The sequence below is a fragment of the Listeria weihenstephanensis genome (assembly GCF_003534205.1).
Taxonomy (GTDB): Bacteria; Bacillota; Bacilli; order Lactobacillales; family Listeriaceae; genus Listeria_A; species Listeria_A weihenstephanensis.
Genome location: NZ_CP011102.1, coordinates 693,103 through 707,086, shown reverse-complemented (window position 1 = coordinate 707,086; position 13,984 = coordinate 693,103). Strand labels below are relative to the sequence as shown.

General features: G+C 41.1%; 14 protein-coding genes. 4 read left to right on the top strand and 10 right to left on the bottom strand.

The window, feature by feature from the left end; all coding sequences use genetic code 11:
* Positions 1-135: 135 nt before the first annotated feature.
* The 3 genes from UE46_RS03415 to UE46_RS03405 form a co-directional block, all read right to left on the bottom strand.
* Positions 136-885: a hypothetical protein gene (locus tag UE46_RS03415; protein ID WP_036061405.1), complete on the bottom strand. Its 750-nt coding sequence runs from the start codon at positions 883-885 to the stop codon at positions 136-138.
* A 324-nt stretch (positions 886-1,209) separates the two neighbouring features.
* Complete coding sequence (locus UE46_RS03410; protein ID WP_118907393.1) at positions 1,210-1,704, bottom strand: transposase; 495 nt, start codon at positions 1,702-1,704, stop codon at positions 1,210-1,212.
* A gap of 274 nt (positions 1,705-1,978) precedes the next feature.
* Positions 1,979-2,782 (bottom strand): YwqG family protein, encoded by an 804-nt coding sequence (locus UE46_RS03405; protein WP_036063082.1) that lies wholly within the window; start codon positions 2,780-2,782, stop codon positions 1,979-1,981.
* A 119-nt stretch (positions 2,783-2,901) separates the two neighbouring features.
* Here UE46_RS03405 and UE46_RS03400 point away from each other — a divergent pair, with 119 nt between their 5' ends.
* A complete protein-coding gene (locus UE46_RS03400) occupies positions 2,902-3,453 on the top strand; it encodes a GNAT family N-acetyltransferase (protein ID WP_036063084.1) in 552 nt (183 codons plus the stop codon).
* 156 nt (positions 3,454-3,609) lie between these two features.
* Here the strand turns inward: UE46_RS03400 and UE46_RS03395 are convergent, their stop codons facing one another.
* From UE46_RS03395 to UE46_RS03380, 4 genes are all read right to left on the bottom strand, one after another.
* Positions 3,610-4,551, bottom strand: a complete 942-nt coding sequence (locus UE46_RS03395) for a siderophore ABC transporter substrate-binding protein (protein ID WP_036063086.1) — start codon at positions 4,549-4,551, stop codon at positions 3,610-3,612.
* 79 nt (positions 4,552-4,630) lie between these two features.
* A complete protein-coding gene (locus UE46_RS03390; protein WP_036063088.1) occupies positions 4,631-5,389 on the bottom strand; it encodes an iron ABC transporter ATP-binding protein in 759 nt (252 codons plus the stop codon).
* Positions 5,386-6,327 (bottom strand): iron chelate uptake ABC transporter family permease subunit, encoded by a 942-nt coding sequence (locus UE46_RS03385; protein ID WP_118907392.1) that lies wholly within the window; start codon positions 6,325-6,327, stop codon positions 5,386-5,388. Before UE46_RS03385 ends, UE46_RS03390 begins: the two co-directional genes overlap by 4 nt.
* Positions 6,320-7,270, bottom strand: coding sequence for an ABC transporter permease (locus UE46_RS03380; RefSeq protein ID WP_036063093.1), 951 nt, complete (start codon positions 7,268-7,270; stop codon positions 6,320-6,322). Before UE46_RS03380 ends, UE46_RS03385 begins: the two co-directional genes overlap by 8 nt.
* A 192-nt stretch (positions 7,271-7,462) precedes the next feature.
* Here UE46_RS03380 and UE46_RS16240 point away from each other — a divergent pair, with 192 nt between their 5' ends.
* A complete protein-coding gene (locus UE46_RS16240) occupies positions 7,463-7,633 on the top strand; it encodes a hypothetical protein (protein WP_159103125.1) in 171 nt (56 codons plus the stop codon).
* A 54-nt stretch (positions 7,634-7,687) separates the two neighbouring features.
* On the opposite strand, the gene UE46_RS03375 is transcribed toward UE46_RS16240, so the two are convergent.
* From UE46_RS03375 to ald, 3 genes are all read right to left on the bottom strand, one after another.
* Positions 7,688-7,918 carry a LapA family protein gene (locus UE46_RS03375; protein WP_051493066.1) on the bottom strand — a complete coding sequence of 77 codons (231 nt, stop codon included), beginning with the start codon at positions 7,916-7,918 and terminating at the stop codon, positions 7,688-7,690.
* 80 nt (positions 7,919-7,998) lie between these two features.
* Positions 7,999-8,997 (bottom strand): bifunctional threonine ammonia-lyase/L-serine ammonia-lyase TdcB, encoded by a 999-nt coding sequence (gene tdcB, locus UE46_RS03370; protein ID WP_118907800.1) that lies wholly within the window; start codon positions 8,995-8,997, stop codon positions 7,999-8,001.
* Entirely contained in the window at positions 8,997-10,100 is a 1,104-nt protein-coding gene (gene ald / locus UE46_RS03365; protein ID WP_036063095.1) for an alanine dehydrogenase, read from the bottom strand. Before ald ends, tdcB begins: the two co-directional genes overlap by 1 nt.
* Positions 10,101-10,452: 352 nt before the next feature.
* On the opposite strand from ald, the gene UE46_RS03360 reads away from it, so the two are divergent.
* Entirely contained in the window at positions 10,453-12,558 is a 2,106-nt protein-coding gene (locus tag UE46_RS03360; protein WP_118907391.1) for a BglG family transcription antiterminator, read from the top strand.
* 98 nt (positions 12,559-12,656) lie between these two features.
* Positions 12,657-13,847, top strand: a complete 1,191-nt coding sequence (locus UE46_RS03355) for a glycine C-acetyltransferase (RefSeq protein WP_036063097.1) — start codon at positions 12,657-12,659, stop codon at positions 13,845-13,847.
* Positions 13,848-13,984 lie beyond the last annotated feature (137 nt).

Genomic DNA, 13,984 nt, shown 5'->3' with positions numbered 1-13,984 from the left:
TTACGAGTACGATGGGGAGGTTCCTCTTTTTTTGTTGCTTTAAATCTCTTGAGCCGCAAGGCTTAGGCGTTATGAAATTAGTTCAAGCACAAAAACAGACCAAGAAATCGAAAACTCCTGGCCGATGAAGTGAGCCTATACATCTTGATATTTAGACACATAGAAAATGCCTTTCATCATAATCGATGAAAAGCATTTTCTTGATTTTGTATATTTTTTACAGACAAATCGATTATAAACTGCTGAATATTTACCACTCTTCATTCTAAACTCCAATTTTGCTAAGTAACTAAGTCCAGATATCCCTATACTAAGCTTTTGCATGGCAACAGCTGCCAAAGATCCCGTTTCATTTTTTCTATAAATGCCTCGGTAGTCCACACCGGTCACAGCACCTAGATAATACCAATTATATGCTTTCGTGATGGAGCTATAACCCATTAATGGAAAGTTAATCTGAACATAAAATCTTGATGTTCCCCAAACTGTTGTATGAGAAACTTTGATAGTCCTAAACTGTTGTGTTCCACTTTCCCATGTAGTGGATAGACGTGGCGCAATTGTAGGTACTTCCTCTAACGAAAGTTCGTAAAACGAACCATCTTCAAATTCTTCATAAATTCTTCCTTCTGTATCACTAGCGCTTATTTCTCCATCGCTGCTCTCAATTGCTTCATCTGCTTCTGATACTTCACCAGAAACAACTTTATCCGCTAGTTCATCTACTTTTTGTTCGTCTACTCCATTCGAAATAAGCGTTTCTATTATATCTTGTCTTTCTTCTTGTTCACTAGCCTGTGCAGGTGAACTAATAAAGAGTCCAGAAATTCCTATAATTGTTGCAAAACCTAAAACTAGACTGCCTTTTTTCATCATTTTCATCATTTTATTCCCCCATCTTGTTGTTTTTATTTTGTTTCTATAATATGATAATAGTATAAAAATAAAGAAAGTAGGGATAACATGTCAACTGGTGATGTTTTTTTCACAATAATCAGACTTTTATTATTTGTTGGAATCGGAATCATGATTTTTTGTTTAAGCAAAATTTATAAAAAACTGAAGTAACACATTATCTTTATAACTCAATTTTCAAACTAATCATACTATACATTAAAACTATGTTTTGACAAGAGTTAGAAAGTACTGCTTTAATTATGACAAACTCCACAATATACCTAACAAATAATAGGTGAATACAGAAAATGCTTATTTTCGAATATTATGATAAGCATTTTCTGATTTATGCGCTTTATCATGTGCGGAGAAATGCGTCGCATCTATCGCTAATTGCTCTGAAAATAAGCCATTTATGGCATCGATTTGTTCCAGTAACACATGATTTACTGTTTGAAGGACATCTACATGTTGCGATAACACATGTGTGAAACGAGAAAAAGAAGCTTCTGATGGTACACGCTCCGAGTATAGAAATCCAAGATTCATCTTAAACATAAGATCTTCATTTAAACGCTTTACAAGTGCTTTGATTGTTGGAATGCCTTCTACATAACGAATCACAAGCGCTTTGAACGTCGCTTCATAGTTGAGGCTCAAGGGTCTTCCCATGCGAGTAGGTTTATCAAATAACCGTACGATCTTTACGAGCGGTAATGGGGAGAAAATTTCACTGTATCGTTTCATTGGTTCTAGTGTTAATAAAGTTTCCATGTCAAATAACGTTGGTTGGTGTATAATAGCCATGAGGGATCACTCCTTTTTGATTTTGTTTGGCTCGCACCTAACATTATATCAAAAATGGGGAGGTTCCTCTTTTTTATTGCTTTAAATCTCTTGAGCCGCAAGGCTTAGGAGTTATGAAATTAGTTCAGCTAGTAAAATTGTAATCTTAATCATCTACATCACTGCTTTCCTATGGAAACTATTACTGCCCATCTTTTGGAGATCATTTACTTGCCTCCTACACTAAAATGGGCACCAATACAGAAACAACAAACACCCCGAAATTTCCTCAAAATCAATAACAATCCCAGTTATATAACACATTCGAGAAATCTTTACGCTTCAAATCTTCTCGGTTAATAAAGAAATTCCCGACACCCATATCGCCCCACATAATACCTTCTTCTGAATCCAACTGAAATAACAACGTGTCGTGATGTGACTTCTCATCACCAAGCCGTGGATCTTGTTGCGTGAAAAACGGATAACCGCCAAGCTGACTACTGCTACAATCCAATTCAAATAGTGCATCCATCTTTCCTTCATCCTCACCAGTCCACGCATCAAGCACATCATAAAACTCACCGCCATATGCCTGCTCAAAATCATAACTTTCTTTCAAAGCCACTTGCTTCACGACTTCCCCACGCAAACGAAATTGACCATCCACAATCGGATAAAACTCCTCATTCACCGACTCAAACCATTTATCCTGCTCCTCAGCAGAATAACTAGCCTCATCCACCTTTTCGAAATACAAAACGCGGAAACCATTCGGACTCGTCTGATCATCAAAATCAAGCCCAGTCAAATCATCAAAATAATCAATATAAAACGCTAACAATCCCGTTTTCGGAAAATCTCCCAAATGAGGCATCTCTGAAAAATTAATCTGAGCCAATAAACTAAGCGGCCCGCCATCTTTATTCCGCGGATATTCCATAGACTTCGGCACGTAGCCACGTCCACCGGCCTTACTAACCGTCAAATCTAACTTCCCATCCTCTTCACAAAACAACAAAATACGTTCTTTTTCCGTCGCAAGAATCTGATTTACAATTTCCGGTTGCACCAATTTTTCAAGTTTTTCTTTTAACATGGAAAAGCCTCCCTATTCCTAAATGATAGTTTCATCATAACACATCCTAAAAAACTTTCAATCTAGACTTTTATTGCTGCTATAAATGTGCTAGAATACCCAAAAAGGAGTGAAGAAAAATGGAAAGCTACACCTACTTACTCGCAGAAAATCAAATCATCAAAACCGAGCGGCTCATCTTGCGTCCAATCACGTTTGCTGATGCAAAAGCGATGTTCGATTATGCTTCTGATGAAGAAACCACGCGCTTTGTTTTCGATACACACCAAACCATCGATACGACCCGTCAGAGCATCGCCGAATTTTTCATTGCCGCTCCGATTGGGAAATATGGGATTGAAATCGCTGAAACGAGCGCGTTTATTGGCACCATCGATATTCGCGTGGATCAGCTGAACAAAAGTGGCTTCCTTGGCTACGCGCTGAATAAAAGTTACTGGGGCAACGGTTACATGACCGAAGCAGGTTTTGCGATGCTTGATCTTGCTTTTAAAATCCTCGAGCTAGAACGCGTTACCAGTTTGCACGACGTTCGCAATCCCGCGTCTGGAAATGTGATGAAACGCTTAGGCATGACATACGAAGGCACGCTACGCAAAAATCGCTTTGTCAAAAAAGAATTCGTAGACGATGCCCATTATTCCATTTTAAAAGAAGAATACCAACATTAAAAAAGCGCAGCGACCTCGTTTTCACACGAAATCGCTGCGCTTTTTGATACTCCGCTAAACCTCAGCGTGCCGACAAATGCTTAGATCCTAGGAAAAGTCGAGCACCGGAGCACAGACTTTAACGACGGAGATGCGTATTTGTCGGCACGCTGATCTTTATTTCAAGCTATCGCCAACCTCTTTTACCATCTCAGAAACAGACTCAAGTCCACCGCCAGATAGGTACCAATACTCGGGATTCAAATAAACAATATGGCCGTCTTTATAAGCATTTGTCTTCTTCACCAAGTCGTTCTCCACGACAGATTTAGCAGATGATTCCCCGCCAATTGCCGCGCCACGATCAACGACATACAAGTAATCAGGGTTCTTCTCGGCAATATACTCCGAAGAAATACTTTGACCATGTGTCGACGCTTCAATATTAGGGTCAGCTGGCGTCACACCAAGTACGTCATGAATTAATCCAAAACGTGAACCAGGGCCGTACGCGCTCATTTTTCCGTCATTTGCAAGGATGATCAAGCCAGTTTTCCCAGCAGGAACGCTTGCTTTTACGTCCGTAACTTGTTTGTCAATTGCGTCCAACTGCTTCTTCGCCTCGTCTTCTTTCCCAAAAAGGCTAGCGACTGTATTCACGTTCGTCTGAAATGACTGCATGTAATCCTTCGCATCCACACCTTGGTAAATCGTCGGTGCTATATCAGAAAATTTATCATAAGAATCGGATTGGCGACCAGAAATAATGTTTAAATCTGGTGCCGCTTCGTTTATTTTTTCAAAATCAGGTTCTTTTAAACCGCCAAGATCCGCGTATTTATCATCAGCAAAAGCATCCAAGTATTTCGGTAAAGATTGTTTTGGAAGTCCTGCAACATTTTTAGTCAAACCAAGTGCTTGCAACGTATCTAACGTCCCGAAGTCAAAAACAACTACTTTTTCAGGATTTTGCTTTACTTTCGTTTCTCCAAGTTCGTGCTTCACCGTCAACGCATCCACCGTTTTTTCCTCGTCCGCTTTCGTCTTCTCATCCGCGCCACAAGCAACTGCAAATACTGCCAAAAGCATCAACATTGCAACCATTAGTAATTTCTTCATCTACTTTAACCACCCTTATTTATCTATTTTTGAAGCTATCGTTCTCTTTCACATCAACCGTTTCGCGCCCTCACCTCCTTTATTTAAAATACACACCTATGCGATCATTATTAATCAGCGAAATCGGAATATGCATATCAAAAACTTGCTCTAAAACCTCTTCCTTAATCATATCCGCTGTACTACCGTGCGCAACGACCGCGCCATCCTTAAGCGCCACAATCGAATCCGAATAACACGACGCAAAATTAATATCATGCAAAACGAGCAATACCGTCTTGCCCAGCTCATCCACCAAACGCCGCAACAACTGCATAATTTGCACCGAATGCTTCATATCCAAATTATTCAGCGGCTCATCCAGCAACACATAATCCGTATTCTGCGCAATAATCATCGCAATATAAGCTCGCTGCTGCTGACCACCACTCAGTTCATCCAAATACCGCGGCGCCAACTCCTGCAACTCCATGTACGCAAGCGCCATCTCGATAAACGCCTCATCTTCCTTTTGCAGTCGCCCTTTCGAATGCGGAAAACGTCCAAATGCCACCAAATCCCGCACGGTCAAACGCATCGTCACATGATTACTCTGCTTCAAAATCGACAAACGTTTCGCCAAATCATCCGACTTCCAATCACCAAGCGCAACGTCATCGATCAAAATTTCACCACTATCCGCTTTCATCAAACGCGCAATAATGGAAAGCAGCGTACTTTTCCCAGCACCATTCGCGCCAATAAAGGACACAATCTGCTTTTTAGGAATCACCAAATCAACATCACGAAGCACCGATTTTGCGCCATAATTTTTTTGTAAATTTCGTACCTCAATCATAATTTGGCTCCTTTCAAAAGCAAATACAAGAAATAAACGCCACCGCATAAATTAATAATCACACTAATCGGCGTATCAAAATGGAAAATCCGCTCCGCTAACAATTGCCCACCAACAAGCGCGATCAAACTAATCAGACTCGCTCCAATCAGCAGTTCTACATGCCGATGCGTCTTTAAAAACTGATACGCCACATTCGCTACAATCAAGCCAAGAAACGTGATCGGTCCAACAAGCGCCGTCGCCACAGAAACGAGCACCACAATAATAAGCAACAGTTGCATCACAATTTTATTATAAGGAACACCCAAATTCACCGCATGATCTTTCCCCAAAGCCAACACATCCAAATACTTCACAAATTTCATTAAATACAACATCGCCACCGCAAAAACAACAATTGCCACCACTAAAATAGAAGAATTGACGTTATTAAAACTAGCAAACATCTTATCCTGCACAATCTGGAATTCATTCGGGTCAATCAACATTTCCATAAACGATGAAATACTCGAGAAAAACGTGCCACAAACAATTCCGACCAGAAGCAGAAAATAAATATTGCGTCCGTTCCCCTTAAACATCAATCGATACAAAAGAACCGAAAAGCCCATCATCAAAATGACCGATAAAAAGAAGTTCCACTGACCGCTCCCAGCTCGCATCAATGCCTGCGAACCGAAGATGAAAACAAGAGACGTTTGCAGTAACATATATAGCGAATCCAGCCCCATAATCGACGGCGTCAATATTTTATTTTGCGTGATCGTCTGAAATACTACCGTTGAAATCGCAATCGCAACACCTGTAAACACGATCGCGATCAACCTCGTCGACCTCAATTCCAGCGCAAAAGCAGGACTTCCACCCATGAATAAAAACAAATAACAAGCCATCAAAACAACAACAATACCCGCTAAAATCCAATTTTTACGCATAGGCTTTTCTCCTCATCAGCAGATAAATAAAAATCGCGCTGCCAATAATGCCGACCATCAAACTAATCGAAATTTCATACGGATAAATTATCACGCGGCCAAGCACATCACAAAACAGCAAGAACGTCGCGCCGAAAACTGCCGTATCAAATAACGTTTTCTTAATATTATCCCCGCGATAAATCGACACAATGTTCGGTACAATTAAACCAAGAAAAGGGATCATTCCGACTGTAAGCACAACCGATGCTGTAATAAAAGCCACAATCACCAGGCCAATACGCATGATCGCCTTATAAGAAAGCCCTAAATTCCGCGAAAACGTCTCGCCCATACCAGCCACCGTAAACTGATTCGCGTATACATAAGCAATGATAATCAACGGCACCGCGATATATAACAGCTCATAACGCCCTTTTAACACCATCGAAAAATCACCCTGTAACCACGAAGAAATATTTTGTATCAAGTCAAACTTGTATGCAAAAAATGTCGTAATGGAACTAAGTATCCCACCAAACATCAAGCCAACAAGTGGAATAAATATCGTATCCTTAAATGGAATTCGTTCCAATATTTGCATGAAAATAAACGTTCCCAATAGCGCAAATAAGAATGCCACGCCCATTTTAACGAGTGGACTTGCCGTTGTAAAAATAAGTAATGATACCAAAATTCCGAGTCTAGCCGCATCCATCGTCCCAGCCGTTGTCGGTGAAACGAATTTATTCTGTGTTAAACTTTGCATAATCATCCCACAAATACTGATTCCAGCACCTGCCAGAATAATGCTAATCAATCTAGGAATCCGACTTATCCAAATAATATCCCACTGTTCTTGCGTCAAAGAAAAAATATGTAGGATCGAAATCTTATGTACCCCGACAAAAACCGAAAGCACCGCCAGAATGATAAAAACAACAATAAGTATCGCTCTCTTCAAACAATCACCCGCCTTTTATAAATGAGAATGATTTTCATTATCGTTTATAAAACCTATTCTAATAGATACACTTCCGCTTGTCAATAGCATGTTTTAATTTGAGCAATGGCCATAACCAAGAATATTTCACCTCATTAACTAGTGTTTTAATTTACTTTTTTGGGGAAAGGACAAGAAAGGAGGTTTTTAAAAATGACCAATTCAAAAAATAGTCAGACCTCACAAGCGATCAAAACACCGAAAATCAGTGACGCTCTTCCACATGACAAAGAGAAAAAGCCGTTCGCCGAAAAAACACACGGGAAACCACACCAACAAGTGCAAGAATCGCATCAACAGTTCCATCGTAAAATTCCAAAATAAAACAACAATCTCCAAAGGTTGCGTACATACCTTTGGAGATTTTTTATGAGTCTTCTATTTTGCTGTAGCCTTCGTGCTCTTTTTTCTCTTTCTCGTTCTGTAGTAGTTGAAACAAAACACCATCAACATTCCCGCTACCACGGAGCCAAGAATCACGATAATAAGTGGCCACTTCACAGTCCAGAACATTAATTGAACATCAATCGTTCCCATATTTGTCGTTCCAAAAATAACAATCAAAATAGCAATGATAATACCAACAATAACCTGCCATTGTACCTTCATCTGTCTCACTCCCTTCATTGTAAGTATCTTCGCCTTAAGTATACTCATTTTCACCTATACTTACAATGAAAGTCATGCGATTATTTGACTATTTCACTAGAAAAAAAGTGTTCACAAACTTGGGAGATTCGCTCTAAATCGACGTTTCCTCCTGAAATGATGCAGACCACATTTTTTCCTTTCACATAATCTGTTATTTTATCCGAAACAAGTGCCGCCGTACTTAGCGCTCCAGCACCTTCAACTACGGCTTTACCGCGCTGCAATAAGTCCTTCATCGCTTGTTCGAGTTCCGTTTCTGAAACCGTGATAATCTCGTCGACAAGTTCCTTCACAATCGAAAACGTGATATCTCCTGGTACTTTGACCGCGCAACCATCTGCCATTGTTGGTGCCTCATAATGCGGCGTAATTTCTCCAGCATCAAAAGAGGATTTCATGCCGTGTACGTTCTCCGCCTGAACCCCAATGACGCGGATGTTCGGATTAAATGATTTCAGTGCAATCGCGATACCAGATATCAAGCCACCACCACCAATTGGCACGATGACAGTATCCACATCCCACATGCTATCCAAAATCTCTAACCCAATCGTTCCTTGCCCAGCAATAACCGCTGGATCATCATACGGATGCAAAAAAGTTCGACCTGTTTTTTCGGCAATTTCGATACACTTTTCTTTGGCTTCATCAAATGTTTGACCGTATAAAACAACATCTGATCCATAGCCTCTTGTCGCGTCAATTTTAGCCTGTGGAGCGGTTTCTGGCATCACAATTTTGCTGTTAATTCCGAGTAATTTAGACGATAAAGCAACACCTTGCGCGTGATTTCCAGCCGAACACGCGATAACGCCATGTTCTTTCTCCGTTGTTGTTAACGCAGCAATTTTGTTATAAGCACCGCGAAATTTGAAAGAACCAGTTAATTGCATGTTTTCTAACTTCAAGTAAACATTTGCTTCTGTCACACTAGTTAAGTAGAATGATTTTACAAGCGGTGTTTTGCGGGCATTGTCGTGGAGGACTTCTTTGGCTTTGTTAATATCCCAAACGCTGACATATTCATCCGTTTTCATCATTGGAGTACCTCACTGTGTTCCATTCCTAGCGTGTCGGCAAGACTTTTTGACATGATTTTGCTTTGATAGATGTTAAGTCCACTTGCTAAAGACTGGTCATCTTGTAACGCTTGATCAAGGCCCTTATCCGCAATCGCGAGTAAATAATCGATATTTCCAGTCGCCAGCGCCATCGTAGAAGTTCTCGGCGTTGCACCCGGCATATTTGGAACCGCATAATGAATCACACCGTGCTTAATAAAAATCGGATCATCATGCGTCGTATAATGCTCAATCGTTTCCACCGTTCCGCCTTGATCGATCGCGATATCTACAATAACACTACCTTGTTTCATCGTTTTGACCATATATTCCTTCACGATTTTCGGTGGCTTCGCTCCAGGTATTAAAATCGTCGAGATAAAGACATCCGCTTTTTTGATTTCTTGCTCAAGATTTTCCGTAGTCGATGGCAAAATTGTCACCCCTTTGCCTGCGTAATGCTCCGTTAAATACTCGATGCGCGCCGGATTAAGCTCTAAAATGGTTGCACTACAGCCAATCCCAATCGCCATATCACACGCATTGATCGCCGCGTTTCCACCACCAAGAATAACAACTTGCCCAGCAGGAATATTTTCAATCCCGGATAACAAAATTCCTTCGCCTTGATGTTGTTTTTCCAGATAATAAGCACCCATGAAAATAGCTCGGCGTCCTGCAATCGCGCTCATCGGTTTTAACAACGGAAGCGCGCCATCCTTTTCAATCGTTTCACCGCCAATGGCTGTAGCTCCTGCTTTCAAAAGTGCTTCCACACAAGGTTTCGAAGCGGCTAAATGAAGGAATCCCCAAATGATTTGTCCTTTTTTGAAAAATGGATATTCCGATGCTTGCGGCTCTTTCACCTTAACGACCATGTCCGCCATCCATGCCTCTGCTTGATCCCCAAGCGTTGCGCCAGCGTCCACATACTCTTGATTCGTATATCCAGAACCAATTCCTGCATCTCGTTCTACTATAAGAACATTGCCTTGATCCACTAATCTTTTCACGTTTTCTGGCGTCATTCCTACTCGTGCCTCACCGGCCTTGATTTCTTTTACGATACTAATTTTCATCCTGAACACGTCCTTCTTTAGATTCTCTTTGCGAGTACAGAATAGCACCCTAAAGGAAACGCTGTCAAATTGAGTTTGATAATAATTTCACAAATGATTTAGGATCCAAAACCCAGGAAAGCATTGCGCGCCAACGACTGCAAACACTAAAGAAAGCACTCATTTTGTGGCTTGATATAACTTTGTCCAACTTTTCATTTTCAAATCTGGACAAATTAGCTATTTGTTTGTATTGCTTATATGCAAGCGGAGTCATAGTATAAGGGTGTACGGTGAATCTTTAAGCAGCGAAGGAAAATGAAACGCAGTCACAGCTTTCATGGAGGAAATTTCTGCGAAAGGAAGAAACATAATGTACTTATCTGCACGTTCACGAATCATTCTAGAGAAAATCTTATCAGTACCCGGCGACATTTCGATTTCGCAACTCGCATCGTACCTTGATGTCAGCGAACGAACGGTACGCCGTGATTTAAAAGAAGTCGGTGAAACATTGCAAGACTTCAAACTCACCTTGGTCAAACATGGTAGCCGGCTTACCGTAACTGGAACGAGCGCCCATCGCGACCGCATTCAAAAAAATATATTGGAGCTCGTTAACAACGAATTTACACCATTTGAAAGGCAGCAAATCATCTTGCGTGTCCTTTTAAACGAATCCGAACCAGTAAAATTGATTGCACTTGCTAACGAGTTATCCGTCACCGTTGCTACTGTAAGCAGTGATTTGACGAGACTTGAAGAAGACTGGAATGGCAAAATCCACATTAAAAGAAAGCGCGGTATCGGCGTCGAACTTGAAGCCTCTATCCTTGAAAAACGCGAATTACTCTGGGAATTACTTCTAATGACAGTTCCAAAAATCAAGCTTTACCAGATGTTCAGCGATATCCTAGATGAAAAAAGTGGCCCGATAGATGAACGGATTACAGACTTCATTGATATCTCCCTTTTACAAATGTGCGACCCGATTATTAGTAAATGGATGAAAAAGCTCTCCTATGAGATTAGCAACGATTCCTACATAAACTTGCTCATTTACCTCATGATTACGATTCAGCAAATTCCAAAGGGGAAAATCATCGCAAAAAGTGACGGCAACCATGTGTTCCTTCAAGAATACCCTGAATTCGATATCGCCGAACGTATTTTGCGCGACTGTTTGCCAGATATGACCGAGATTCCAGAAAGTGAAATCGCAGAGCTGACCATGCTCGTACTCGAATCAGAAATCCGTAAAGGACAAGATGTTTTCTACCGTAACGAGAAGGTTCAGGCTATCCGAATTGCGAAGAAACTCATCTCTCGCGTCGCCAAAGAAATCGATACACCTTTATCTCAAATCAATGTTTTAAAAGGACTCACCGAACATATCCAGTATTCCATCATTCGATTGAAGAAAAACATGCCGATGAGCAATCCCCTGCTTGAAATGATCAAAGCGGAGTTCCCAGATCTCTTTCAAATCGTTCATACAGCAGCGTGCGATGTCTATCCTTTTAAACAAATACCAGAAGAGGAAACCGGTTTTATCGTCCTTCATTTCGAAGCAGCGATTATCCATTCCGAAAACATGAGACCGTACAGCGCGCTAATCGTGACCTCGCGCAGCAGTGGCATCAATACTTGGCTACAGGCAAGATTTCGGAAGCGCTTACCTAAATTAAAAAAGATGAAATTTATCACACCGATCGACCTTATGAAGGAAAGCAATCTAGAAAAATACGATATGATTCTATCCACCTCACATTTAGAGAATTTCACACAGGATTATCAATTTATCAGTATTTTTTTCACAGACAATGAAATCAACGCTATCAATAAAAAGCTCGAAAAAATCGCGAATCGGAAGCAAAATGATACTTTCCCAATGGATGTCGTCGCAACAAACGATTTTGAGACAGCTTTATCGAGTTTAACCGCGATGCAAACCTATTATAATTTAATTATTGCACTCATCCAAAAAACATATTTCACAACGAGTAGCGTGATGACTCGGAATTTAGAAGATAATCTACGCGGCTTTAGCCATGAAATCGCTCAAAAAAACGACCTCACCGCGGACAAACTTTATCACGAACTAAATCAACACGAAAACCAGGGTAAAGTCTTGGCCTGCGGAACAAATACGGCCATGTTTCTCATCAATACCGACGTCAAAACCGCGTCTATTCATGTCTTCAACTCGAAGCATAACCTAGAAATGCACATCGCATTAGAAGGTAAGACCAACATCACAAACATTCTCGTATTCTTGCTTCCAAGCACATTAACCAGCGAAGAAATCGAGATATTCACGTATTTGATCACGATGCTCACCGAAGACGAAATCGCAACTTCCATGATTGAATCGGGCAACCCAGAAAAAATTAAAAATCTGATCCTCTCCATACTTCAAGAATTTTTAGAGCAGAAAAATATCAACCACATGGTGACAGATCGCTCGCTTGGTTTCTAATCTCATTTTGTCATTACCGCGCCTGACCTTAGCCAACCCCATCCGGTTCAAGGTCGCGCGTGATAATATATAAAAATTTTTTAGGAGGAATCTCTAACATGACAAACAAAGTTTTAAACGACTTTCTAGAACCACAACTACAAGCTTTACGAGATCAAGGACTTTATAACACAATCGATACTGTGGAAGGTCCAAACGGCGCAAAAATCAAAGTAAACGGCGCTGAACTCATCAACCTCTCTTCCAATAACTACCTAGGCTTCTCCAACGATGACCGTCTGAAAAAGAAATGCATCGAAGCAACCGAGCAATACGGCGTTGGTGCTGGTGCAGTTCGTACAATTAACGGCACAATGACGATTCATAACGAACTCGAAACACGCCTAGCTGAATTCAAACATACCGAAGCTGCGATCGCGTTCCAATCAGGTTTCAACTGTAACATGGGCGCTATTTCCGCAGTCATGACGAAAAAAGACGCGATCATTTCCGACGAACTAAATCACGCCTCTATCATTGACGGATGCCGTTTATCAGGTGCCAAAGTATTGCGTGCCAAGCATCAAGATATGGATGATCTTCGCCGCGTTGCCAAAGAAGCGACCGAAAGCGGATTATACGAAAAAATTATGTATATCACAGATGGCGTTTTTTCTATGGATGGTGATGTTGCCAAAATCCCTGAAATCGTTGCTATCGCTGAAGAATTCGGCTTAATTACTTATGTAGATGATGCACATGGCTCAGGCGTTATGGGTGAAGGTGCAGGAACCGTCAAACATTTCGGCATGTCAGACAAAATCGACTTCCAAATGGGCACACTATCCAAAGCAATCGGCGTTGTCGGTGGTTACGTTGCCGGATCACAACAACTTATCGACTGGCTCAAAGTACGCGCTAGACCGTTCCTATTCTCCACATCCCTAACACCAGGAACCGCAGCCGCATGTATAGAAGCCATCGACATCATGGAAAGCGATCCATCACGAATGGAAACACTATGGGAAAACGGCACTTACCTTAAAGCTGGATTATCCAAACTTGGCTTTGATATCGGGCATTCCGAAACCCCAATCACACCTTGCATCATTGGCGATGAAAACCTAACGCAACGTTTCTCCCGTCGCTTACTAGAAGAAGGAGTATACGCCAAATCAATCGTCTTCCCTACCGTTCCAAAAGGTACTGGACGCGTTCGTAACATGCCAACAGCAGCACATACAAAAGAAATGCTCGACGAAGTACTCGCTGTCTACGAAAAAGTCGGCAAGGAATTGCAAGTCATTTAATTTAGAATAAGCATTATATTCAGTAATTAAGCTAGAAGAAAGAAGCTGCGATCACATTCGTCTCAATGTTCACCCAGCAAATCTCTCTATCTAACACCAAACTTAATTATACCATGAATGCAACGCAATATAAAAAA

Excerpts from the sequence above, each read along its gene's own strand:
- UE46_RS03405 (WP_036063082.1), bottom strand. The coding sequence starts at position 2,782 with ATGTTAAAAGAAAAACTTGAAAAATTGGTGCAACCGGAAATTGTAAAT.
- UE46_RS03385 (WP_118907392.1), bottom strand. The coding sequence starts at position 6,327 with ATGCGTAAAAATTGGATTTTAGCGGGTATTGTTGTTGTTTTGATGGCT.
- UE46_RS03390 (WP_036063088.1), bottom strand. The coding sequence starts at position 5,389 with ATGATTGAGGTACGAAATTTACAAAAAAATTATGGCGCAAAATCGGTG.
- ald (WP_036063095.1), bottom strand. The coding sequence starts at position 10,100 with ATGAAAATTAGTATCGTAAAAGAAATCAAGGCCGGTGAGGCACGAGTA.
- UE46_RS03395 (WP_036063086.1), bottom strand. The coding sequence starts at position 4,551 with ATGAAGAAATTACTAATGGTTGCAATGTTGATGCTTTTGGCAGTATTT.
- UE46_RS03360 (WP_118907391.1), top strand. The coding sequence starts at position 10,453 with ATGTACTTATCTGCACGTTCACGAATCATTCTAGAGAAAATCTTATCA.
- tdcB (WP_118907800.1), bottom strand. The coding sequence starts at position 8,997 with ATGAAAACGGATGAATATGTCAGCGTTTGGGATATTAACAAAGCCAAA.
- UE46_RS03415 (WP_036061405.1), bottom strand. The coding sequence starts at position 885 with ATGATGAAAATGATGAAAAAAGGCAGTCTAGTTTTAGGTTTTGCAACA.
- UE46_RS03355 (WP_036063097.1), top strand. The coding sequence starts at position 12,657 with ATGACAAACAAAGTTTTAAACGACTTTCTAGAACCACAACTACAAGCT.
- UE46_RS16240 (WP_159103125.1), top strand. The coding sequence starts at position 7,463 with ATGACCAATTCAAAAAATAGTCAGACCTCACAAGCGATCAAAACACCG.
- UE46_RS03400 (WP_036063084.1), top strand. The coding sequence starts at position 2,902 with ATGGAAAGCTACACCTACTTACTCGCAGAAAATCAAATCATCAAAACC.
- UE46_RS03410 (WP_118907393.1), bottom strand. The coding sequence starts at position 1,704 with ATGGCTATTATACACCAACCAACGTTATTTGACATGGAAACTTTATTA.
- UE46_RS03375 (WP_051493066.1), bottom strand. The coding sequence starts at position 7,918 with ATGAAGGTACAATGGCAGGTTATTGTTGGTATTATCATTGCTATTTTG.